Origin of the sequence: Terriglobus sp. ADX1 (assembly GCF_036877645.1) — a bacterium.
GTDB lineage: Bacteria > Acidobacteriota > Terriglobia > Terriglobales > Acidobacteriaceae > Terriglobus.
On record NZ_JAEDXV010000004.1, the window covers coordinates 53,673 to 76,919 of the forward strand.

Sequence of the window (23,247 nt, forward strand, 5' to 3'; positions counted from 1 at the left end):
AGAAACTATGTCTCTTGCGCTTCTGCTCGGTGTCGTAAGCTTCGTTCTCTGTTTTCTGTTCACTCCCCTGTGCAGAATCGTCGCGCTGCGCTTAAACCTGGTTGACAAACCAGATGAGACACGTAAGAAACATGTGACGCCCACGCCTCGAGTTGGCGGTGTCGCAATCATGCTTGCGTACGCGTGCACGATCGGTCTCATGCTGATGATCGATCTTCACGGAGAGCAGATCCATATCCAGCATCACAGCCTGTTGCAGGTACTGCTACCTCCCGCCGCCCTGATCTTTCTTGTTGGGCTGCTCGACGACCTGTTTGACCTTACGCCGTTGATCAAACTCTTCGGACAACTGGTTGCTTGCGTGACGGCCTCTGTTCTGGGTTACATTCATGCTCCCGAAAGCTTTGCCTTCGGAACCTTCCCTCACCCGTTGTTAAGTATCGTCATCTGCACGTTTTGGCTGGTGGTCTGCACGAATGCCATCAATCTCATCGATGGAATGGATGGCCTGGCCTCGGGTGTTGGTCTGATGGGCGCATTTGCCACACTTGCCGTTGGTTTATACCAACACAATGTCGGCCTGGTCGTCGCAACCATGCCTTTGGCAGGCGCTCTTCTTGCATTCCTGTTCTATAACTTCAACCCTGCTTCAATTTTTCTTGGAGATTGCGGGAGTCTGACGATCGGTTTCATGCTTGGAGCGATCTCTCTTACATGGCAGCACCACGGCGGTCCCACGCTGGGGATGTTCGCTCCCATCAGTATTCTGGCACTCCCCTTGCTTGATGTTTGCATCGCGGTTGCGCGTCGCTACCTGCGACACAGGCCGCTTTTTTCAGCTGATCATGGACACATTCATCATGTAATGCAAGATCGTGGACATGATCCAAGAACAACGGCTCTTCTGTTGTATGCCGCATGCGCGATTACGTGCGCACTGTCATTTCTGGCTTATGTAATTCCACGAGGGCTCAGAATTGGTGTCATCGCCGTATTCACCATCCTCATATTGATCGCCGTACGCTACCTGGACTACGTTGAGTTTCGTGCCGCACGCGAGGTACTTTCTTCTCGACATATGCGCAGGCAGGTCGATGAGGAGATCTATGTCAGAGAATTGGAGATAGCTCTCTCCAACATCAAGGACATCGATGAATGCTGGAATTTAGTGAAAAACTGTTGCCAGAAGCTGGACTTCGCAACTGCAGAAATGTATTTCAGGAATCACTACTTTGAAGCGGTTCTTCAGGAACAAGTCGATGAGCGGGACTGGTGGATGACACTCCCCGTGGGTGAATGCGGCTATCTTCGCGTAAGCCGTTCAAACCTATTGGGCGGTAGCAATATCATGATGGCTGCCCTTGATCGCTTGCAGCGTGGGCTCGACAAGTGGGACCGGACTGCCGCTCCCTCCGACCGAATGCTTGACACTGCTGCGTAGCAGCTTGGCATCTTGCCGACCTCTCGACCTTTGAGCACTGTCGTACATGGCTACGACACTTATATTGGCCGTATCCCAATAGTCGGCATGAGCCATAAGAATATCGCCTGCCGCAACGGCAGCAACCAATGCCGCTCGTGATCGCAGCAAGCGTTCGGCATTGGAATCGTTCACGAGAATGCAGCTAAACGCATTGGGGTAGTAATTTCTGATATCCGCATCAGTCGCCGTCTCGTTGTGAAACAGGAAGGATTTAAACGGAGCTGTATAGGCGTAGTGTCTGGGAGTACTCTGTTCCGGGATAAGAAGACTATCCGGAAAAGCCGCAGACAGGCGTTGAAAAATCGCCGCATCTAAGGGACGACCGCTCTGCTCTACCGTACTATCCAGGTAAAACAGCGTTGCACCCCATCGATCGTGCGCGTACCTGATCTTGCGTAGCATATCCGCTTCCGCGTCTTTTGCGCTTAATTGCACCTGCTGTGCGCCGCCTTCCGGAAGCAAGGTAAACCGTTGCGGGCGAACGCACACACCAACACGGAATCCTGCATCGCGAATGATGCTGAAGTATGCATCATCCAGCTTCTTACCGACGTATCGTGACGAGCTATCCATGATTACAGACTCCATCTCTGGAGCAGCCTTTTCAATCTGATCTGGGGCGCAGACATAACTTGTATTGTGTGGATATTGCTGTCCCTCGATATCCCATGTAATCACTCCCTGAGCATCCAGCTTTTTGAGATTACGCACAATCTCTCCGGCCTTAGTAAGGATGCGCGCCTGAAAGAGCCTTTTACCTTCGGGCGTGCGAAGGTCCATCCCTGCTCCCAGGTAGTGACGAGGATTGGCACCGTCAACACTGGCCGCTGCTTGATCCGCCGTCGGCGAAGTCGCAAGATAGGCAGTGCCGATGACACGTCGGTCTGTCCATTTCATTGTCGCGGGATACTGTCGCGACCAGTTGGAATAGGCATCGGCTGCCAACGTATTCATTGCGACCCCGTGCGGCGCAAATCGCAGTGCGATACGGAAGGAATCCGTTTGTCCAGGCAAGACGGGCCGGTCGTGTCGAGGAAAGAATTCCGGCAAGCTATCAGGCGTTGTTGTGCTTATGAATACAGAGTATGCAGCGTCTCCGGTGCCGGTCGGCCATAACATGCTGTACAAAGGCTTCGATGCATCAGGCACGACATCGACGACCTGGCCCACCCCAAAGTCGGCGACTGTAACGGAAGGTGCCGATGTATTCGAAGTGCCTTGGGGATAACTGGCATTCACGAACCCGGGAGGCAGCGTTGGAAAGTGCAAGGCAAGCGGATAAACCGACACTCCGGCCAGAATCACTCCTGAATTTGGCCGGTTCCATTCGCTGATATTGATTTCCAATGCATCGGACTTTTGTGAAAACTGTATCTTGATTGTTCCCCATCGGAAGTTGTAGGTTTCAGTTTTCGATGCAGCATCCCAATTCGTTCCCTGGTTACTCTCACCCCAACCATCAGCGGTAAGCACCTGGCCGGAGCGATCGGTCAGCTTCATGTGTCCGATGTGGACACGATCCTGCTGGAACCGGCCCGTATCGGAAAGGACAACACCGTTGTACGTGAGACGATCAATCCCCTTTGAACCGTATGTAAGAACCAGTTGCGCACGACACGCAGCCGATACAGCAAGCAGGAGAAGGCATGCGTGCAGAACCATTCGTGTTGCCCGATTGGGTCGGCAGCTCATGTCTTCTCCAACTACACGGTTATTGTGCTGCCATCACGCATTGCATCTCACGAGAATAGAAATAAGGTGTTCCATTCTTGTTTTATGATTTGATTCCGCATGAAAAAGGATGCAGTCTTCTGAAAGAGCAATATTCATCATTTGCTTGTTGCACCAACAGCCTGTTGCAACCTATCCGATGACGTAGCAATTAAGTGTCCAAATACCTGCTCCCAAAGGAATAATGTCTTGGGTTTCGTACAATCACAAAAGTTGCTATTCCGTTTGCGTATGCATTGGCGGCCAAAGCTACTAAGTGCAGTACGCAGGTTGTACTGGAAGGCCCTCGGTATGACGATCGGTGCAGACTCGCGACTGTCGCACATGCTCGTCACGTGGCCGCACCGTGTTTCATTGGGAAAGCGGGTCAGCCTCGAGCATGGGATCTACTTCAACGCGGCCGGAGCGCACGCACCAGGTATAGCGATTTCCCTCGGCGATGGCACATTTGTCGGCAGTGGATGCGAATTCAATGCAATCCAGGGGATCTCTATCGGCGCGAACTGTCTGATTGCTAGCGGTTGTCGCTTCATCGATCACAATCACGGTATCCAATTCGGCCAACTCATGAAGCTGCAAGAGGAGATTTCAGCACCAATCCAGATCGGCTCAGACGTTTGGATTGGTGCGAATTGCATCGTTCTGAAGGGCGTTTCCATTGGAGACGGAGCGATTGTTGCCGCGGGATCGGTCGTCACGAAGTCTGTAGATCCCTACGCAATCGTGGCTGGCGTTCCAGCCAAATTCATCAAGTCACGAGAAGGCAGTAGCTAAACAAGCGACTGAAATGCCGCCAGAAGCTTCGCCGCAGACCTGTCCCACGTAAACTCTGCTGCACGTTTACGCCCCTGCTCTGCTAGCACGGCCCGCGCGCTTTCATCGCGAAGCAGTTCGATGATGGTTTGGATATGTGCTTCAGTATCGGTCGGCGACAGAAGCACTCCTGCGTTCCCTGCTACTTCTGGTATGCCAGTTGTATTGCTGCTGATCACGGGTGTGCCACTCGCCATTGCCTCAATCACCGGCATGCCGAAACCATCGTAGAGCGTTGGAAACCATACGAGTGTTGCCGCCTGATATAGCGCGACGAGCTGACGCTCATCCTGGAAGCCAGCAAGTACGCATCGATCACCAAGCGCTCTCGCACGAGGAAGGTAGGTCTCGTCAGCATGATTGATGATGACGAGCACAACGTCAGGAACAGCCGTCGCAATAGTTGGCCACGCATCCAGGATCAGGTCCGCATTTTTTCGGAACTGCAGCCCCCCAGGCGCAAGCACGAACGGCCTGTCCTGCACTCCAAGCTGATGCAGCACTGCCTTTCCTCCATCATCCGCAGGCGCAAAGAAGCTGTCTGACGCGGCGTTTGGCACCACACGTAACCGACTTCTTAGATTCGGGAAAAAGTGAGCCGTTCGTTCCGCAGCGAAGTGGGAAATCATCTGGAGCATATCCACTTCTCGTTCGAGCCGTGCAAACAGCAGACGCCACTTCAACCGCTGTTTCATCAGCCATACACTCTGACGATGAGCTCCAGCTTCGAAATGCTGCGCATCATGGCAGGTGACGACGAGACGGGCCCTCCGCACTGGCACATACGACTCCGCTGTGCAATGAACGAGGTCAACATCGCTCCAGTACTGCTCGGCGGCAGGCCGATTCGTCAGCACCCATCGCAACTGTTGGGCAGAGGTATCAGACTTGAAAAAGTGGTATTGGTACGATTGCCACGGGTTCCCGATGAGCGGAATCACTCGAGAGTGATCCACAGAATCCGCAAGGACGTGCAGATTCACACCGGGTGTTGCATGCAGGCGTTCAGTAAGCTCACGGGAAACTCGTCCAACACCGGTAGACCGATAGATGTTCCGCAGGTGGACGTAGGAAAGAATGTTCACCGATACCCCGTATGCGCGAGAGTAGCCAGCTCATTATAGCTTTGGCTCATTCAATTACAGCCTGCTGTGTACCGGATGAAAGGATCCATCCCAACCAGAGAACCAATTAAAGCCGTTCGACCGGAGTTATCACTTTCAGCGAGCGTTGATGGATAAATTCATTGCGTGCCGCCTCTATGTAACGTAGACTTGCTCGGCCACTCGTCACCCTGATGCCTCAACTCATTCGATCGAGTTACAGCGTCTGCGTGTGCTTTATCTAGTCCGGAAAGACCAGGTTGAGATGGACAGCGTTTCTCATAAAACGGCGGCCGCTTTCTATCGACCTCAACTGGATGTCGTTCGTTTCTTTGCCTTTCTTGCGGTCTTTATCCACCACGCTATCCCGCGCACAGGCTCGGGAAGCGCTAGCGAAATATTCGCTGACTCCATGGGCTTTGGGCTATGCCTGTTTTTCGTCCTCAGTGCATACCTCATAACTCTGTTGCTGGCTCGAGAACATGTGGCCACCGGCTCCATCAACATGGGTGCCTTTTACATTCGCCGCATTCTGCGCATATGGCCGCTCTATCTGCTTGGCCTTTCCATCGGTATCGCCCGAGCATTCCACCATGGTGTGTTACACGACCAAAAGGCATGGTTCATTGCAGCTCTTTTGTTTGCAGGAAACCTTGTATTTCCAGGCAACATCCTCATGTCGCATCTGTGGAGCATCTCCATTGAGGAGCAGTTCTACCTCTTCTTTCCTACATCCTGCAGATTCTTCGGGCGACGTGGCATGTTGGTCATCGCATGCGTCTTGATTCTCCTGGCCAACCTGACCTTAATCCATATGGCACAAGTACACGCAGATCCGGACGTCACTATCTGGTTCAACAGTTTTGTCCAATTCGAAATGTTCGCCACTGGAATTCTGCTTGCACTTGCAGATCGATTACTGCCGCGATGGAGCATCCCAGTCAGTCTTTTAGTCGTCGCCGCCTGTATAGGTGGATGGCTGCTGGCCGCTGGGCATTTTCATTTGAAAACCATGGGGAGCAAGGCGCACTCTGCTGCCTCACTATGCGCTGGTTACGCTCTTGTAGCCGTCGCATGTGGACTGCTAATCGTCGCCTTCCAGCAACTCCCGGCTCCGCGCCCCTTTATCTATTCCGGAAGAATCTCGTACGGACTATATGTATTTCATCTCCCGGTTCTGGCGGCGGTGACTTCGCACGTTCACGGTCTGGTCGGCATTGGCCTGACGTTACTACTGACCTACGTCGTCGCCGCAATCTCCTACCGCTATTTCGAGACCCCATTCCTCCGACTGAAACGGCGGTTCGAGCGTATCAAGACGTTCGCGCCCTAGATGTTCGCTATTAACGCTGCAGGTCTTCTCGTCATGATGGAAGTTGCCGTTCTTAGCGTCGTAAGTCAACCTTGCCCGCAATGGAACTTCGTCAGATGAAAACGCGATCAATGCAAAATCAATCCAGCGCTTGCCTCCATTCAGGTATCCGTTGACATCCCGGGCCTTAGATGAAATGCTGCTCGGTAAATTGATAGCCAGACGCTAAGTGGCGGTTAAACCACCTAACTCAATCCTGGCCGAGCAAGTCGAAATAGATGTCTGCTGCTAGCGTCATCGTGCTGGTGCCATCTTTATGAATCTCGAGTTCGCACCACTGTCGGCCTGCGTTCTGATTTCAGGAGCCTCCGACTTGCTGTCTGCCGCACCTCGCCTTGAAGAGCTCGGGCGACAATGCGGACAAAAAAACGTTGAGGCACAACTTCGTTTTCTGCTTACAGTCCCCTATTTCGGCAATAAGATCCCCCACGCGGTGTTGCTCTATAACCAGGACAATGAGCTCTCGGCCGCGGTAATCGTTCTTGAATATCGTTGGAGACAATTAGGTCTTGGCGTCTTCGCTCCGATGGACCCTGACGGTGATCTCACTGTGCTCTCAGCTCCAGAGCTCCAATCGGCAGCCGCCAGCATGGCCGCGGAATTCTTAATGCAAAAGCAGGCACGCGCCGTATATCTCGTCGCGCGTTTTGGAGCACAGATTGCGGGTACGCAGCCCGTCACCATCCTCCACAGAGATCTGCGGCGGACATTGCCTCTGCTTGGCTCGCTGGACGAAACGCTCGCGTTGATGGGGTCTCGGAGCCGTAGAAATATGCGTAACTTCTCCCGACGTGCAATCAAAGAGTTCGGCGCTGTTTTCTATCCCGACTGCGACATATCCGAAGAGGAACTCATCGAGATAAATCGAGTATGTGCCTACCCGGTCCCGGACTGGGTTTCTTCCTGGCGATATCACAGCACACACACCATTCCGGGTGGGTTTATTGCGGGCTTGCGTTCCGATAAAGGCGAGTGGCTATCCCTCCTTGGAGGTCGCCGTTACGGCGACATCACCATCATTGATTGGCAGATGAATCGTATCGACCTCGGTTCAATCTCCATCGGCACTGCAATGCGCTACTTTCAAACAGAGCACGACATTGCAATGGGTCGCAAATGGTTGCGGTTCAATGGCAGCACGCTGCATTCGATACAGAACGCCTTCCAGCAGGAGACGGTGACAGATCTTCTATGGATGCGTTTTCCGTACAGTCTCAACTTGGTCCGTCATCTCTGCGCAAAACTGCTTCCCGACTCAAATCGACTGAAGGCGATGCTTACGGGCAGCGACACATCCCTGAACATTGCGCCGCATGCAGCGCCAACAGAACCGCAGACTGCCTCATATGAGGAAGACGAACAATCTACATCTTCTGTCGTCAAGAACAGGGCTATTGCCGCTTCGCGATAACAGGATGCACTCAGGCAGTGTTACAAAAACGCTCGGTCCTTGAAGGTTAGGAATCTCCCACTGTAAGGAAACCTGCACATGAAGATCAGCGATGCCGCCGCTCAAGCGAGACGCAGGATATTAGAGCCTCTGAAGGCTCCTCTTCGAAAGCTTCTGGGCAGACCTCAACCGCCAAAGGTAAAAGCGAAACATGACTTCGACGTAAGGTATGGCGTTGACACCAGTGGCCTGGTAGACGGTCGGGATCTCCACTCCGGCCATCAGAACGATCGCTTTATTACTGCCTACTTCGGCGTCCCCCCATCCCGCCTCGCCAACGCATTCGAACTCTGGCAGCGAACAAGTCAGCGACCAACCTCTGAGTACCGCTTTATCGATGTCGGTTGCGGTAAAGGCCGTGCTGTTCTCCTGGCCTCACAATTCGGATTTCGTGATGTCTTCGGAATCGAACTACAGCCGAAGCTCGCCGAAATTGCAAGCGAGAACGTACAACGGTGGCAAGAGCAGAAAAGCGTTCCAATGAATCTTTCGATCCTGTGTGGTGATGGCCCATCCCTGCTTCCGAAACTTCTCGCAGGGCCAGTTTTGATCTACCTCTACAACCCATTTCATGCCCCGGTTCTCAGGGCTTTGCTTGAGGGCATCATCAATCAGAGCGAGACGATTTCTGGCCCCATTGATGTCCTGTATCTCTATCCGGAATATGAAGAGGTGTTCTCTGAATTCCCTCGTTTTCAAAACATATGTCGCGAGGAGATCAGCATTTCCGACGAAGACCGAGACGATGGCCTCTCAGGGCCGCTGGATCCCTGCTCTCTCTATCGCTTTGAGCCGCAGAGGAAGAGCATCTAGAGGTCGCTCATCACTAAGTTGTGATCGCCGCCCCTCTCTAACTTGTGAACACAGCCTCTCGTCTCGATAGCCTTCGCGGCGACTCGCGCTTCAGCATACTAAGAAACCGTGTCGGTTTGCCCACCCCTGCAGACAAATAAGATTCAGTAGACAGAGATCCCACTACGAAATTCTGCATCGGCGCAGCCCTCATCGCCCGAAATAAATCCTGATAAGTCGGCGTCGCCTCAGCAACTGAGATCGCCAGACGAAAAGTTTTTATTCGGCAGATAAGAACCATAGAAGATCGACGTCGTGTGCGAATTTATGATGTTGAGGAGATGATTCGCCCCACTTTAATTTCTGCGCTTCTGCTTCTATGTAGTGGCGCTGTTTCTCGCGCGGCCGTGCTCAGCCCATGTGATGCTGCCACCGCAAATCCTACACAGGTAAGCAAAGGCCAGACGCCCGATGCTCCCACAAAAATTTTATGGGAGCATCGTCTTCGTCCCGCTGTTCTCGAATCTGGCGAGCCGCTGCCTCATTGGTCGTTATGCGAACGTATGGCTTACTACCACGTTCCTGGTGTGGCCGTTGCGGTGATCAGGAATGGGAAAGTCGTGCAAGCCGCTGGCTATGGCGTGCTGGCGGAAGGCAGTAACCAGAAGGTGAATGCCGATACGCTATTTTCCGTCGGCTCAGTCAGCAAGGTGGCTACAGCATCCATCATCCTGCGCATGGCAGCTAAGGGTAAGTTGAATCTCGATAGCAATGTAGATCGTTACCTCAGGAGTTGGCATGTACCCCCAACGAAGGACGTCCCCGATCCCGACGTCACGCTGCGCATGCTGATGTCACACACATCCGGTTTCAACGTCGGCGGCTTTCCCGACTTCATGCCAGACGAGCCTGTTCCCACCCTTATCGAGACACTGGATGGCAAACCGCCAGCCAAACATCATGCCGTCCGCCTAACCTCGGTTCCCGGTACGCGTTACAGCTACTCGGGTGGGGGAATCATGGTAGAGCAGCAACTGCTTGAGGATGTGACAAAGACAAGCTTCGCGGATACAGCGAAGACGTGGTTGCTCAATCCGTTGCATATGGATCGCAGCACATTCGTCAGCCCGCTGCCTGCATCGACGAGCAATGTTGCCAAGGCGCATGACAACGACGGCCACCTCGTCGCCCTGCCACGCGGATGGCAGACATTTCCTGAACAAGCAGCCTCCGGCCTATGGAGCAATGCTCAAGAACTAGGAAGCTGGGTTGCGGCTCTCATCGAGAGCTATCGCGGACAGAACAATTTTCTTCCGCGTGGATTGGCAACGCAGATGATGACTCCGGTCTCACCAAGCCCACAGGGATTGGGACCCGAATTGCTCGGTTCCGGCGACGCGAGAGTCTTTTTTCATAGCGGGTCCAATGACAACTATCGCGCCTGGATCGAGGGCTATCTACAATCCGGCGATGGCTTCGTAATTCTCACTAACAGCAGCAATGGATCACTCCTGCGCCTCGAAATCCGACACGCGCTTTCGGATGCAATCGGTCTTGGCGTCGATCCCGTTTTGCGAACGGTCGATCTGGACATGAACGACCCAGCTTATACCGACTACAAAGGAACCTACCGCCTAGATAGCGATATACCGATGAATATCCGGGGACGGCTCGCGGATGACTTTGACGTCGAGGCGTTCGACGTAGACATCTCGGAAGAGAAAGTTGTGTTGCGCATTCCCGGCGAAGATCACGTCCATCCGCTAAAAGCTCTATCTCCCACTCGGTTCGTAGACCCGGATTCGGGAACCGTGCCCCTGATGCAATTTGAATTTCACAGCGACGCACATGGGAAAGTGGAGGCTGTCAGCGTGACAAGCGGCAACTCGCTCGCATACTACCGTCATGATTTGTCTGCGCGACCCAAGGCCCGATAAGATTCTTGCTTTCGCTAAGAATGAACACATAATCGCCAACTCAATGATTGAGCACCACATAAAGTCGGCTTGTGGGAAGCGACTTCAGCTGACGAGAACTGCGCTCATTTAAGAGCTTTCTTATTGACGGGCAAGTGTGCGGCCCTGCTGGCGTTTTGAGCCCCTGTCGCGAGGCGAGACCGCGATGCTTGAGAGCATTTCCCCAAACTTGATGGCTGCTGCGGCTTTGTCTCCTGCACTCCAAACGAGTCGATACTCGGCTGACGGCAATGCTGGCAGGATCGAGTTCTCCGGGATAATCTTCATTCCAGATTCGACTTCACAGCGCGTCATCACTGTCAGCCCTAACCCAGCAAGAACGGCTGCACGAATTCCATGGTGACTCGGCGATGTATAGACGATGTGCCACTCGATCGTTGATGCATGGATTGCGTCGATTGCCACAAGGCGGTTGACGCACGGTGCCGGGGAAAGAACGAAAGGAAGAGATCCTTGTGGCAGCTCAAACGTGTCAGCCGCTGCCCAGACAAACTGGGTCTTTTGCAGGACGGTGCCCTTCAGCCTGGAATTGGTAGAGATAACAACTCCGAGATCGAGTTCCCCGTTACCAATCATCGCCTCCAAATCAAGATAATTGCTGACGCTGACCTCGAGACGTATCGCTGGAAAGGCGCGGGAGAACTGTGCAATGAGGTGGGGCAGTTGATCACTCATAAACATCTCCGGCACCCCAAAACGCACCACCCCTGAGATCAGAGGCGATTGGAAACGCTGCTTCAGGGAGTCGAATGAGGTCAGGATCTGTTCAGCGTGACGGACAAATTCGTGACCGTCTTCGGTCAATAGAACGCTGCGGGTGGTGCGATGCAGAAGCGGCCTTCCAACCTGCTCCTCGAGACGCCGAATCTGATGGCTGATTGCAGATTGGGTGAGATGGAGTCGCTGGGCTGCGCGGGTAAAGTTTCCTGCGTTTTTCACTGCCACCAATGCACGTAACAGGGTCGGATCGAACTCCATATGCTTGAATTATATATATGACAGATTTTAATGAATATTAAGAAATAGTATCGCTTGTGTCATGAGTGGCGGCCAGCCAGAATAAGCCCTATGAATGGGCTTCGTTTACGAAAAGACACAATTGCATTGATTGCGGTCTGTTTGGCTGCACTGATGGTCGGCCTTGAAATCTCCAGTGTCCCAACCATCCTGCCAACGCTGGAGACGGTGTTGCATACAGGGCTGAAGCAGGTGCAGTGGATCATGAATGCGTACACCATTGCCTGCACCACGGTCTTAATGGCAACAGGGACTCTGGCCGATCGCTTCGGACGGAAGCGCGTGTTTCTTGTGAGCATTGTGCTGTTCGGTGTTACGTCACTTGTTTGTGGTTTGGCACGAACAGCGGCCGTATTGATCGTCAGCCGGTTCTTGCAGGGGATGGGCGGCGGCGCCATGCTGATCTGCCTTATCGCGATCCTTACCCATCAGTTTCGTGACGCGAAGGAACGTAGCCGGGCGTTCGGATGGTGGGGCACTGTGTTTGGCTTTGGGCTGGGCTTCGGGCCACTTGTTGGCGGCATTATTGTTGCTTTATCGAGTTGGCAATGGGTCTTTCTGGTTCATGTGGCAATTGCTGCTGTCACTCTTGCCCTTGCCATCTTCGGCGTTCAGGAATCACGTGATCCACAGGCGAAGCGGCTTGATCTGGCGGGGATTGTTCTGCTGTCTGCTGCGATTCTCGGGCTGACGTGCTTCATCACGCAGGGGCCAGGTCTAGGTTTCACCAGTCTTTCTGCTCTCGCGATTCTTGGCGGTTCAGTTCTCAGCCTTCTGCTCTTTGTTGTGGCCGAACTAATGCAAGTTCATCCGATGTTCGACTTCTCTGTTTTTCGTGTTCGCGATTTTTCCGGAGCCATTTTAGGTTCTATCGGCATGAATTTCAGCTTCTGGCCTTTCATGATTTACTTGCCGCTGTATTTTCAGACTGGCCTTCAATATGGGAGCGTTGCTGCTGGATCGTCACTACTGGCATATACGCTGCCTACATTGGTTGTGCCTCCCTTTGCGGAGCGGCTGGCCCTGCGCTATCGGCCGGGCATTGTGATTCCCGTCGGGCTCTTCGCCATCGGAGCAGGGTTCTTCATGATGGCTTACAGCAGTTGCGGGCCCCATGCAAGCTGGCTGACGATGCTTCCAGGCTCACTCTTATCCGGAGCTGGGCTGGGCTTAACCAATACCCCTGTGACGAACACCACGACAGGAGCTGTGCCTGTTACGCGAGCCGGCATGGCGACTGGTATCGATATGAGCGCGAGGCTTATCACGCTGGCCGTCAACATCGCCATGATGGGCTTCCTGCTGGTTGAGGGGATTAGCGCGTATCTGAAGCAGGCGCTTTCAGAAAGGCTGAGTGCTGCGCAACTGAGTTCTTTGGCAGAAACGATTGCTGGAGGCGAGACCAAGTCTGCTGCCTACCAAACCTATGCTTTGTCCACATCGCAGAGCGACATCTTTCACGCGGCGTTCCTGCATGGCTTTCGTCTGGTGATGCTGTACGGAGGGGTAGGAGTTTTGATATTAGCAATTGCTAGTCTCGTAACATTCCATAAACCAACCAACTCAGCGCTTGCGAAAGCAGCGACGCTCGAAAAGGAATGCGTTAACTCATGAGGTTCTCTACCGGCGTTTAGAAAAACAATAAAGTCAATGAAATCCCATCACGCGTGATCTGATCTGCATCAATGCTGCGCCGGTGCCAGCGCAGGGATCGAGTACCGATGCGCTGTCTGCTGGAAATGAACAAGGTTCCTGAGCCGCTCACTCTCGGGGGGCGAAAGCGGGTACTAGCCCATCTTGATGCGAGCCACACTACGCGTGGGATGTCAGGAAGCAATCTGTTCTACAGATGCACGGGCGGCACGGCCATCGCTGCGGCTGCTGGGTCGGAACCCGGACTTGTTGGCGGACCGTTGATGATGGACACGAGACCTATGATTGCGGCGCTACCTCAAACTCCGCAACAATCTCCACTGGAGCTGGAAACCTTCTCACAGTTTTCGCAATAAACCGAGGCCTCTACCGGAAGGCTTACGGAGTGGCTCTCGGTTCTCAGCAGGTAGACGTTCCTTCCATTCGGCATAAATCCCTCCCAACAACAGGTGGCTTTGCGTTTTTGCCTGCAATGGAGGGGTTTTATGGATACAGCGTTGCATCACTGATCGTGGCAGACTCTCCTGCATAGGCCATCAACTCAAGCAGCTCCGCTTTCAGTTCCTTTGCCTTCGCTGCATATTCTTTGCGGCCAGCTAGATTCACCAATTCGTGCGGGTCGTTTTTCTGGTCATACATTTGCCATTCAAGATAGGTTGGGCTTGCCGCTTTTTTGGCTCCTGAAATATCGGCAACGCAATAGGTCCACTCCTTCGTGCGAAGCGCCCGGGCCGTCATGGACTCGCTGATCTGAATGAGGTGCTTGTTCGGCCATGCCTTACGAGCTTCCATCCCCTCAAGCAATGGAAGCACGCTGTGCCCTTTCCACGACGTTGGAGCGGCCAGCCCCGCGGCTTCAAGCAAGGTTGGAGCGAAGTCGATAATGCCGACAAGTTCGTTGATCTGTTGCGCACGGTTGAACCCAGGACCATCCACAATGAACGGAACACGCACACTGCTGTTGTGCGTGGAACGCTTGTACTCCTGGTTGCGCGTCATGAAATGGCAACCATGATCCGAAAAGAAGACAAAGATCGTGTCGTCTTTCTGCCCAGTCTCTTCCAGTGCTTTTTGCAAACGACCTACTGAAGCGTCAATGCTCTCGCATGCACCGTAGTAGTCTGGCAATTGTTGATGCCAGTCGCCGGGGAAGGCACGAAGATCCGGTGGCACGTAGGCGTTGATGAACCGCTCCGCCGAGCCCTTTGGACCGACCATGCGATTGAGATCATTCTGCTGATGTGGCTCCAACTGCGAGACGAACAGGAAGAATGGCTTCTCATGTTTTTCACGAATGAACTTCTCCGCACGGTCGGTAATGAAGTCAACCCGATACTGATCCTTGTACGTAATTTCTTTGCCATCGCGGTCATAGATAGTGCCATAGTAGGGGTGTGCCGTGTGCTCCAACGCATTGGCGCCCTCCCATAAATCCAGGAAACCTCCACGCCACTGCTCCGGCACCGCGCCGGGACCACCACCCCGCGCTGCACCTGGAGCGAGATGCCATTTACCAATGAGGTTGCTGGTATACCCAGCCTTGCGAAACTCTGCTGCCAGCGTAGGTAGGTCCTGCTTCATGCCCGGGCCGTTGTGCCACACCTCTGTCTCCGTTGCATAACGACTGGTAAACAGCACGGAACGTGACGGCGCACACACGGGTTGATTGGTAACGCAGTGCGTGAAGTTCACACCGCGCTCTGCCATGGCATCAATATGCGGCGTCTTGGTGGAACTGTTCGCTTCATTCGCACCGACAAAATCCCAGCGAAACTGGTCTGACAGAAAGAGGATCACATTGGGACGCTGCTTTGCTGCAGGTGCCGTCTCCCCCTCAGCTGCCGTAGTTAATGCAGCACCTGTGCCCGCGGCCGCAAGACCGCTGTTGCGTAAAAACTCACGACGATTCATTGCACAAATTCCTCTGTTCGCATTGCGGCATTAATAGTAGAACTTCAGGCTCGCTTGCAGTTCGCGCGGATCGTTCGGATTGTCTCGTGTTGCACTGATCTGCGCGAAGGTGCTGGGCGATGTGAAGCTTAACGATCCAGGCTGACCGAAGTTGGGCGTGTTGGTCAGGTTGAAGCTCTCTGCACGGAATTCAAAGTAGCGCGATTCCGTTACGTTGAACCGACGAAATACGGATAGATCGAGGCGGCGGAAGGCAGGGCCGCTGACCTGAGCAGGCGCCCCACCAAGGTTTCCCGTTGCGGGGTTGGCAAACGCGGCCGGATTCAAGAACTGCTTCACACGATTGTTGGTGCTGTATAGCGGCTGGCCCTGAACCTTTAGAGCAAAGCAACCAAGCCCTGCCGCTGTGGTTGTGGTGCAGGAAACGGAGAACGGCTGACCATCCTGCGCCGTAACGATCCAGTTTGCAGACCATCCACCTGCGAGAGCAGCAGCTACGCCACGCTGAAGGAATGCCTTCTTTTTGCCAAAAGGTAACTCATAGCTTCCGCTCGCATGTACAACACGACGAGCATCAATATCGCAGGGCGCATAGTCTGCATTGATGCCCACCCCCGCAACATAGGGTGCGCGATAGCTCCCCACACCATTGTCCAGCAAGTCACGCGCAGTGCCAAGGCACTTGGACCAGGTGAAGTTACCGAGGAAGCTTAGCCCGTTGCTGAAGCGACGTTCGATACCAAGTTGCAGCGAATTGTAATTCGTTGCTGCTGCGCGAGCATTGTAATTTCCACCCGTCGCAAACCCCGGGAAGAATGAAGCATTCTTCACATTGGCAGTGGGCGCAAGAATCTGGTTCACAGTGTTGGTGCTGAAGGACGATTGCACATGACGGCTATTGCTGCCGACATAGCCCGCGAACGCGATCGTGTTCGGAGTCAACTGATATTGCACCTGCAGGTTGTATGCCTGACTATAGGTCGTCTTGGGATTACGTGGTTCACCGAAGAGCGAGATGGCACCGAGAGAAGCGCCGGCAGCGGTGAGAGGCACGTTTGCCAAACCTTGCGAGATTGGGCCCACCGAGTTGTCTGCTGTCACTGGTGCAACAGAACTACCTGCCGTATAGCTGCTCGTGATTTGGAAGGGATAGTTCACCCACGGACTAATGCTCAGCCCGTGATTTTCATACCCTTGGAAGAAGAGGCCATAACCACCACGCACCACCAGAGCAGGCTTGGCCTGGAACGAGAAGCCAATACGCGGTGCAAAATTACCGCGCTGCGCATATCCCATCACGTTGTCATTGATTGGCGTGAAGACAATGCCGTTGGACGCAAGCAGTGTCTGAAATGCAATGGAGACATTCGCAACTTGCTTTGTAGGAATGTAGAAGCGCGACACGTTGTCCTTGGTATCGCCAGTCTGTGCAGGCACAAAATTGGCGAAGCGTCCGTCGCTCTCCGTCGGGATACCTAGGAACTCGTAACGCAGTCCATAGTTCAATGTCAGGTTGGAAAGCACCTTCCAACTATCTTGCGCGTAGGCTCCCATGTACTGGCGCACAAGATTGAAAATGGGCGAATAACTGGATGCTGACACGGTGTTCGATCCCCCGAGGCCAACCAACGTTCCGGCGGTAGGGGTGAGCGGAGCCAACACGAATTGAGCGCGGTCCGTACTGGAGTCCGTGTTCGCGACAATGGAGGTGTAGATACCGCTATTCGTAAAGTTGCCGCGTGATGTGCTTGGCGTCAATGTCGGAAATGCGATGTGTTGATATTCAAAGCCCACACGAATCTGATGTTCGTTCCGGTCAATGGAGACATTGTCCGTGAACTGAAGAATCTTGCTGGATTTATCACTGGGCAGCGTGCCCGGCGTGCCGAGTGCTGATAACTGCCCCATGCTGAACAGTGGCAGACCACCATTCCCCGCAATCTGCGGGATACCGGGGATGCCATATTGTGCTGGGATGCCCAACTGGTTGCCATAAAGCGGCAAACGCACATCACGCACACGGCTATAGCCAATGCGTGCTTCATTCACCAGATGCGACGTAAGGATATGCGTTTCACTCAGCGCAATGTTTTGCGATTGGGTCTTGCCGTTGCCCGGCCGTGATGCAGAACCATCAGCAACGCCGGGGAACGGTCCAGGCACCACCTGGTTCGTATTGACAAAGCTATAGCGCACAAAGGCGGAGTCACGCTGGGAGAACGCGTCATCAAGTCGCACATCGAAGCTGTCTGTTGTTGTGCGATTGATTGGGCTGGTGACAAAGTTATTTTGCAGCGAGGAGCCCGTGGGGGACGGATAAAGATTTAGCAGCGCGACGGCATTGGCCGAGAGACGCGATGCTGGCAATTGGTTCAATAGTGCGCGCTGCGTCGCAGTGTTGAAGTTGGTCGAATTGCCGATTACTCCGTTGTAAAACGGGTCACGAACATAGCCACCTGCAGTACCGCTCAGGCCCGTAACACTATCGACGCCGCTTACCGGGATCAATCGCGTTGTCGCTGGATCAAAGACTGTACCGACGGGAAAGACGCGACCAAGAGCATCTGTGCGTGTGCCAGATTGCAGCGTGATCAAATCCTGCAGGTTGGTGTAGCCACTATTCCGTTCCGCAAGCGTAGGCACCGTGGTGGTGTAGGTACGCCCCTGCGCAATGCGAGTGCCCTGGTAATCACCGAAGAAGAAGGTGCGATTATGCCCGTCATACAGCTTCGGAATCACCACTGAACCACCGATGGTGGCGCCGAATTGATTCTGACGGAAGGCGGGCTTCTTCTGCGTGGGAAGGACGAAATAGTCCTTGGCATCAAGCGCGCTGTTGCGAAGATACTCCCACACGTTGCCATGGAACGTGTTACTTCCAGACTTGGTGCTGACATTCAGCACAGCACCGGCCGAGTGACCAAACTCTGCCGTGTAGGTACTGGTCTGCACGGTGAACTCGCGAAGTGCATCCGGCGGTGGCAACACGACGTACTGCGACTGATTTACAAGGTCAGCAATGGCAGCGTTATCGTCCATGCCGTCGAGCAGATAATTGTTCTGCGTGCGCCGCAAACCATTTGCCGTAAACGATCCGCTGCCCTGCAAGTTGCGGCTATCGTTCTGCGCCATCGTGACACCGGGAGAGAGTTGAGCCAAAAACGTCGCGTTGCGACCGTTCAATGGCAACGCATTAATAGTGCGTTCTTCTACCAGTTGCTGCACGCTGGACGAACGCGTCTCAAGCAAGGGACTACTGCTCGATACGTCCACCACTTCACTTGCCGATCCCACCTCAAGAATCGGAGACGTTTCTAAGCGTGATTGAATGTTCACCTGAAGATGTTGCGTTACGCTCTGCTTAAAACCATCCCCTGTCACGGTCAGCGTATAGGTGCCGATCTTCAGCGGATTAAAGGCAAAACTACCGTCTTTCCCAGCGCGCAAGGTTGCAGTGATTCCAGTGGACTCTTCCCGCAGTGTTACTTCCGCTCCGGGTAGAACGCCGCCGGACTGATCATGCACCACACCTGAAAGCGAGCCCGTATCAACCTGACCGGCAGCAGAGATGACGACGGTTGCAGAAAAGAATACGACCGGAAGAACAGCAGAAAAGCGTGCACCATAACGGTGCAATGCCGAAAAGATAGACATGGTTCGTTTGCCTTGTAGAGTTGTGAGCAATCAGAGCGCAGACATAAACGTGCTGCATGCAAGTACGGAATCGCGAAGGAAGCCGTTCTATTCGCAGAATGCTATCGACAACAACAACAGGCGCCGGCAGGCGCAGCGTCTCGTGCAAACGTCAGGGCGACGTTTGTGGCACTTTCCTTTAGGACAATGGCAACGAGATGCATGGTTGCGATGGTAGCCGAACCATCCATCTCACGCAACTCGCGAAGCTAAGGCTTGACCGAGTGCGTAAGGAGCATCATCATTCGATTCCAATCAACTGGATCACCCGGCGCCCGCAGGTTCGCGTCCGTCCGGAATTCAAGCCTGGAGATGAAGTCTGAAGTAAATCCGATGTGAGTAACCACGAATGGAAAAGCTACTCGTAAGCCGCAAAGAAGCAGCCCTCGCCTTATAGATCAGCCTTCGTGCGATGCCTGCCTGATCGCTGAACGTCGATTGAAGATGCGGAGATCGGGGAAGGGCCCTCATCGCAGTCGAAGAACTTCGGCTCTTTGCCAGCCACGATCAACGCGAGGTTGTTGTGCCACTATGAGCGCTCTTCCGGCGCGTCATTTTGCAACCAAGTTCTCTCGCCTGTATTTGGTGGGGTAACTCCCGCGCGACAAAAACAGGAAACCCTCCAATCGGGAGGTTGAGTTAAAGCATTGATCTTATTGGGGATTTTGGTAGCGATACCGGGGCTCGAACCCGGACTCTTCGCCTTGAGAGGGCGACGTGTTAACCAGTTACACCATATCGCCACTTTGGGGGTGGCCGTCGCTTGCGCGACTTCCCTACTATACCGCAGCTTCGGTCGGATTCCAAATGGTTTGCTGCACTCTACAACTCAAAGATGCCTCGCTCCGACACACCTGATGTTATGCCGGAACAAGGAGTCGATTCTCTTGAAAATCAATACAAACCATTACGGATGAGGACAGGCTAGATTCCCAGCCGCTTCACTTCGTCGTTGTAGTACTTGCGATACAGAATGTCCCACTCCTGCGTGCCTTCCAGAATGATCCGCTGCTGCGACGTAATCTTCTGGCGTGCTGCAGCGTCAATCTTCACTTCTTCCGCGAAAAGCTGTTCCAGAATTTTGCGTGCTTCCTGGCGGATCGTGTTGCGATCTTCGAGGAACTCCGCTTCGTCCGTATCGGCAAGCGTATCAGCGATCACGTGGGCGAGCTTGTTCACTTTGTCGCGTGAAATGCGCATTTACAGCACCGCCTTGTACTGCTGCACCAGGCGCAGCTTAATCTTCTTGAACATCTCGGGGTAGCTGGCGCCAACCTTGCTCATCTCGCCCTGCAACTGCTCCAGGATGAGGCGAGCCTCTTCATTGATGCGATCTTCCAGCGAAAGCTCGTCAATCAGGCCGTTATTGATGCGTTCTACCAGGACGGCGGGCTTATCCGTGCGTACGACCTTTGCTTCCTGAAGCCGGCGCACCACCTGCCGCGAGAGATATCCGACGTAATCCTTTGAGAAGAGCATGGGCAAGAGGAGGATAGCACGCAACTTAGTTGCGCTTCTCTTCCCTTCGCTTCGCATGTGCCAGATTGGCGGGATTGTCGTGCAACAGGCGCTCCACCGGACGGTTATTCAGCAGGTGTTCCTGAACGATTTCTTCGGCGTCCTTGGCCTTCACAAAGCTGTACCAGACGTTGTCCGGGTACACGGCGCAAACGGCGGCATGTTCGCACTGGTCCATGCAACTGGTTTCCAGCACGCGGACGCGGCCTTTCAGCCCGGCATCCTTCACCAGTTCCTTAAGTTCGTCTTTCAGTTTCTTCGAACCCTCGTTACGGCACGAAGGGCGCGAAGCACTGGGATCACGCTCGTTGATGCATACAAGAATCTGCCGTTCAGGAACCGCCATCTTCCCATGCTAACGCCGCGCCGAAGTGAGACAATAGAGCAGAAATGCACCCTGACGATCTGCTCGGCCTTAAAGACGACATGATTGCGTTCATCGCGGGCAACGGCCTGCGGACGGTGAATGCGTACGTTCCGGAAGATGTTCCTTCTGTCATGTTTGAGGAACACGGCCCGGACGCCTGGAAAGACTTTGTCGAACACGCCAAGGCCACCAACGTCGCCTTCGTCACCATGAGTGAAGTGGTGTTGGAAAAGCAGGACATCGAAATGCTGATTGAGCGCACCCGTGTTCATCGCTTTCCCGATGAAGCCGGTCAGGATCTGGATGACGCGCAGTACCTGCTGCAGCACATTGGCAAAACCGGCTATCTGCAGATTGGCTTCGCCTATAACGGCGTCATGTTCCTCTACGAGACGGCAACGGACTGGTACGACCGTTACCAACAGTGGATGGAAGCTGTGGCCGACCTCGGCAGCATCGTTCTGGATGACAGCGACGAAGACTGATCCGGTAATGTCTGAACCAGAAGAAATCGCAACAGCCCGAAACGCACGCTGGGTGCTGCCAGACGAACCTGGCGTAGAAGCCCACGGACTTTCTGCGGCTCTGGAACAACCGCTCTGGTTCGCGCAGGTACTCGTTTCCCGAGAAATAGAAACACCCGCGGATGCGCGCCGTTTCCTTGTCCCGGATATGGCCGCACTGCACGACCCCATGCTGCTCTGTGGCATGAAGGAAGCCGTGGCACGCGTGCTGCAAGCCGTGGCGAAGCGTGAACCCATCCTCATCTACGGCGATTACGACGTAGACGGCACTACCGCCACGGTCCTGCTGAAAACGGCAATCGATCGCATCACCCCCGCAGGCGTGCCATCGCTGGTGCGATATCACATTCCGCATCGCATTCGCGAAGGCTACGGCATGCAATCCAGCGTGCTTGCGGAAGCCGCCACACAGGGCATTCGACTCGTCATCAGTGTGGACACTGGCATCCGCGCCTTCGCTGCAGCAGAAGAGTCGAAGCGCCTGGGCCTTGACCTCATCGTCACGGACCATCATCTTCCCGACGGAATGCAAGGCATTCCAGAGGCAGTTGCGGTCATCAATCCCAACCAGCCGGGCTGCGACTATCCATACAAGGAACTCTGCGGCGCAGCGGTCGCCTTCAAACTCGCCCATGCCCTGCTCCACGCAGCGACCAAGCCAGCGGCTGATCCCAACGATTACCGAGCAGTCGACTTCCTCGCTCTCTGGGACAAGCTGCTGCCCTCGCTGCTGAAGCTCGTAGCCATCGCCACCATTGCTGATTCCGTTCCACTCACCGGCGAAAACCGTGCCATCGTGGCACTTGGCCTGCGCGCACTCCGTGATCAGCGTCAGTCAGGCCTCCGGGCCTTGTTCGATTTCGCCGGCGTCACAACGGATGAAGAACGCGGCCCATCGGCAACTGATATCGCTTTCCGTATCGCCCCACGCATCAACGCTGCTGGACGTATGGACGTGGCAGCCGATGTCGTCCGCATGTTTCTGGCACGCTCGCCGGAAGAAGGAGCTGCGCTCGCCGGAAAGCTCCACCAGCTCAACGAGGATCGCCGCAACGTAGAAGCAAGTGTACTGGCCACGTTGGAAACGCAAATGGAAGCTCTGCGCGCGGATGAATCCGCTCTCAGCACCATGGGCTGTCTTGTGCTGGACGGCGAAGGTTGGCATCGTGGCGTCATCGGCATTCTTGCGTCGCGCGTAGTCGAACGAATGCGGCGTCCCGCACTGGTCATTGCGCATGAAGACGGACAAGCTCACGGCTCAGGTCGCTCCATCTCCGGATTCCATCTTCTCGACGCCATCACCGCCGCACATTCTGAAGCGGAGCCACTCATCTTTGACCGCTTCGGTGGACACGCACACGCCGTAGGCTTCTCCCTGCCCTCGGATCGCGTCCCTCTTCTGCGTGAACGTTTATCGGCATACAGCACAGGCCGGCTTTCCTCGGCCTTGTTGCAGGAACGAATTGCCATTGACGCGGAACTGCCTTCAGCAGAACTTAATACCGACCTGATAAAGAAACTCCATCTACTGGAGCCCTTTGGTCAGGGGAACCGTGAACCCATCTTTCTGTCACGCGATTGCCAGGTGGAAGAAGCGCCAAAGACGTTGAAGGAGAAACACATCAAACTCCGTATCCGTATCTCACCGGAGGCAACAGTAGACTGCCTTGGATGGAGCCGAGAAGTCGCGTGGCCAGAGAGGATTACGGACATGGGAATCACAATGGGTTCTCATGTAGACGTTGTGTATCGAGTGCGTGAAAATCGGCATCCACAGTTTGGTGGAGTGGAGATGGAACTGTGTGATCTGCGGCTAACACCCGCCATGACAACAAATTGAAGCG

The 23,247-nt window shown here is 54.2% G+C and carries 14 protein-coding genes, 1 tRNA gene and 3 pseudogenes; 10 read left to right on the forward strand and 8 right to left on the reverse strand.

Features of this window, described 5'->3' with window-relative positions:
- The first annotated feature begins 7 nt into the window (after positions 1 to 7).
- A complete protein-coding gene (locus tag JAO32_RS04095) occupies positions 8 to 1,441 on the forward strand; it encodes a glycosyltransferase family 4 protein (RefSeq protein WP_334237765.1) in 1,434 nt (477 codons plus the stop codon).
- Here JAO32_RS04095 and JAO32_RS04100 read toward each other — a convergent pair.
- The gene (locus JAO32_RS04100; RefSeq protein ID WP_334237767.1) at positions 1,328 to 2,983 is read right to left on the reverse strand and encodes a hypothetical protein; all 1,656 of its coding nucleotides are present in this window, start codon (positions 2,981 to 2,983) and stop codon (positions 1,328 to 1,330) included. The two genes, JAO32_RS04095 and JAO32_RS04100, sit on opposite strands and share 114 nt — an antisense overlap.
- Positions 2,984 to 3,538: 555 nt before the next feature.
- Here JAO32_RS04100 and JAO32_RS20015 point away from each other — a divergent pair.
- Together JAO32_RS20015 and JAO32_RS20020 are read left to right on the forward strand one after the other, a co-directional pair.
- Positions 3,539 to 3,727, forward strand: a pseudogene (locus tag JAO32_RS20015) (hypothetical protein); the annotation flags it as partial.
- Positions 3,728 to 3,820: 93 nt separating this feature from the next.
- Positions 3,821 to 3,973 (forward strand): annotated as a pseudogene (locus JAO32_RS20020) (DapH/DapD/GlmU-related protein); the annotation flags it as partial.
- Positions 3,974 to 3,984: 11 nt separating this feature from the next.
- On the opposite strand, the gene JAO32_RS04110 reads toward JAO32_RS20020, so the two are convergent.
- Positions 3,985 to 5,112 (reverse strand): glycosyltransferase family 4 protein, encoded by a 1,128-nt coding sequence (locus JAO32_RS04110; protein ID WP_334237771.1) that lies wholly within the window; start codon positions 5,110 to 5,112, stop codon positions 3,985 to 3,987.
- 283 nt (positions 5,113 to 5,395) lie between these two features.
- On the opposite strand from JAO32_RS04110, the gene JAO32_RS04115 reads away from it, so the two are divergent.
- From JAO32_RS04115 to JAO32_RS04130, 4 genes are all read left to right on the forward strand, one after another.
- Entirely contained in the window at positions 5,396 to 6,463 is a 1,068-nt protein-coding gene (locus JAO32_RS04115) for an acyltransferase family protein (RefSeq protein ID WP_334237773.1), read from the forward strand.
- Between the two features lie 295 nt (positions 6,464 to 6,758).
- The gene (locus tag JAO32_RS04120; protein ID WP_334237775.1) at positions 6,759 to 7,913 is read left to right on the forward strand and encodes a hypothetical protein; all 1,155 of its coding nucleotides are present in this window, start codon (positions 6,759 to 6,761) and stop codon (positions 7,911 to 7,913) included.
- 78 nt (positions 7,914 to 7,991) lie between these two features.
- Positions 7,992 to 8,765: a class I SAM-dependent methyltransferase gene (locus tag JAO32_RS04125; RefSeq protein ID WP_334237776.1), complete on the forward strand. Its 774-nt coding sequence runs from the start codon at positions 7,992 to 7,994 to the stop codon at positions 8,763 to 8,765.
- A gap of 542 nt (positions 8,766 to 9,307) precedes the next feature.
- Complete coding sequence (locus tag JAO32_RS04130; RefSeq protein ID WP_334237779.1) at positions 9,308 to 10,681, forward strand: serine hydrolase domain-containing protein; 1,374 nt, start codon at positions 9,308 to 9,310, stop codon at positions 10,679 to 10,681.
- 120 nt (positions 10,682 to 10,801) lie between these two features.
- On the opposite strand, the gene JAO32_RS04135 is transcribed toward JAO32_RS04130, so the two are convergent.
- A complete protein-coding gene (locus JAO32_RS04135) occupies positions 10,802 to 11,698 on the reverse strand; it encodes a LysR family transcriptional regulator (RefSeq protein ID WP_334237781.1) in 897 nt (298 codons plus the stop codon).
- A 90-nt stretch (positions 11,699 to 11,788) separates the two neighbouring features.
- Here JAO32_RS04135 and JAO32_RS04140 point away from each other — a divergent pair, with 90 nt between their 5' ends.
- Positions 11,789 to 13,351, forward strand: a complete 1,563-nt coding sequence (locus JAO32_RS04140; protein ID WP_334237783.1) for an MFS transporter — start codon at positions 11,789 to 11,791, stop codon at positions 13,349 to 13,351.
- Positions 13,352 to 13,873: 522 nt separating this feature from the next.
- Here the strand turns inward: JAO32_RS04140 and JAO32_RS04145 are convergent.
- The 5 genes and pseudogenes from JAO32_RS04145 to JAO32_RS04165 all read right to left on the reverse strand — a co-directional run bounded on the left by JAO32_RS04145 (position 13,874) and on the right by JAO32_RS04165 (position 20,858).
- Complete coding sequence (locus JAO32_RS04145; protein WP_334237785.1) at positions 13,874 to 15,301, reverse strand: sulfatase-like hydrolase/transferase; 1,428 nt, start codon at positions 15,299 to 15,301, stop codon at positions 13,874 to 13,876.
- Positions 15,302 to 15,331: 30 nt separating this feature from the next.
- Entirely contained in the window at positions 15,332 to 18,955 is a 3,624-nt protein-coding gene (locus JAO32_RS04150; protein ID WP_334237787.1) for a TonB-dependent receptor, read from the reverse strand.
- A 705-nt stretch (positions 18,956 to 19,660) separates the two neighbouring features.
- A tRNA-Glu gene (locus JAO32_RS04155) sits at positions 19,661 to 19,737 on the reverse strand.
- Positions 19,738 to 19,918: 181 nt separating this feature from the next.
- Positions 19,919 to 20,530 (reverse strand): annotated as a pseudogene (locus JAO32_RS04160) (DUF507 family protein).
- Positions 20,499 to 20,858, reverse strand: a complete 360-nt coding sequence (locus JAO32_RS04165; protein WP_334237789.1) for a (2Fe-2S) ferredoxin domain-containing protein — start codon at positions 20,856 to 20,858, stop codon at positions 20,499 to 20,501. Before JAO32_RS04165 ends, JAO32_RS04160 begins: the two are co-directional and overlap by 32 nt.
- Before the next feature lie 44 nt (positions 20,859 to 20,902).
- On the opposite strand from JAO32_RS04165, the gene JAO32_RS04170 reads away from it, so the two are divergent.
- The gene (locus JAO32_RS04170) at positions 20,903 to 21,364 is read left to right on the forward strand and encodes a hypothetical protein (RefSeq protein ID WP_334237791.1); all 462 of its coding nucleotides are present in this window, start codon (positions 20,903 to 20,905) and stop codon (positions 21,362 to 21,364) included.
- 7 nt (positions 21,365 to 21,371) lie between these two features.
- Positions 21,372 to 23,243 carry a single-stranded-DNA-specific exonuclease RecJ gene (gene recJ, locus JAO32_RS04175; RefSeq protein ID WP_334237793.1) on the forward strand — a complete coding sequence of 624 codons (1,872 nt, stop codon included), beginning with the start codon at positions 21,372 to 21,374 and terminating at the stop codon, positions 23,241 to 23,243.
- The last annotated feature ends 4 nt before the right edge of the window (positions 23,244 to 23,247 follow it).

What these genes read in the sequence shown, in the direction of transcription:
- JAO32_RS04130 (WP_334237779.1), top strand. Translation starts at nt 9,308, where the DNA reads ATGGCTTACTACCACGTTCCTGGTGTGGCCGTTGCGGTGATCAGGAAT.
- JAO32_RS04100 (WP_334237767.1), bottom strand. Translation starts at nt 2,983, where the DNA reads ATGAAGCTGACCGATCGCTCCGGCCAGGTGCTTACCGCTGATGGTTGG.
- JAO32_RS04140 (WP_334237783.1), top strand. Translation starts at nt 11,789, where the DNA reads ATGAATGGGCTTCGTTTACGAAAAGACACAATTGCATTGATTGCGGTC.
- JAO32_RS04135 (WP_334237781.1), bottom strand. Translation starts at nt 11,698, where the DNA reads ATGGAGTTCGATCCGACCCTGTTACGTGCATTGGTGGCAGTGAAAAAC.
- JAO32_RS04115 (WP_334237773.1), top strand. Translation starts at nt 5,396, where the DNA reads ATGGACAGCGTTTCTCATAAAACGGCGGCCGCTTTCTATCGACCTCAA.
- recJ (WP_334237793.1), top strand. Translation starts at nt 21,372, where the DNA reads ATGTCTGAACCAGAAGAAATCGCAACAGCCCGAAACGCACGCTGGGTG.
- JAO32_RS04145 (WP_334237785.1), bottom strand. Translation starts at nt 15,301, where the DNA reads ATGAATCGTCGTGAGTTTTTACGCAACAGCGGTCTTGCGGCCGCGGGC.
- JAO32_RS04095 (WP_334237765.1), top strand. Translation starts at nt 8, where the DNA reads ATGTCTCTTGCGCTTCTGCTCGGTGTCGTAAGCTTCGTTCTCTGTTTT.
- JAO32_RS04125 (WP_334237776.1), top strand. Translation starts at nt 7,992, where the DNA reads ATGAAGATCAGCGATGCCGCCGCTCAAGCGAGACGCAGGATATTAGAG.
- JAO32_RS04170 (WP_334237791.1), top strand. Translation starts at nt 20,903, where the DNA reads ATGCACCCTGACGATCTGCTCGGCCTTAAAGACGACATGATTGCGTTC.
- JAO32_RS04150 (WP_334237787.1), bottom strand. Translation starts at nt 18,955, where the DNA reads ATGTCTATCTTTTCGGCATTGCACCGTTATGGTGCACGCTTTTCTGCT.
- JAO32_RS04165 (WP_334237789.1), bottom strand. Translation starts at nt 20,858, where the DNA reads ATGGCGGTTCCTGAACGGCAGATTCTTGTATGCATCAACGAGCGTGAT.
- JAO32_RS04120 (WP_334237775.1), top strand. Translation starts at nt 6,759, where the DNA reads ATGAATCTCGAGTTCGCACCACTGTCGGCCTGCGTTCTGATTTCAGGA.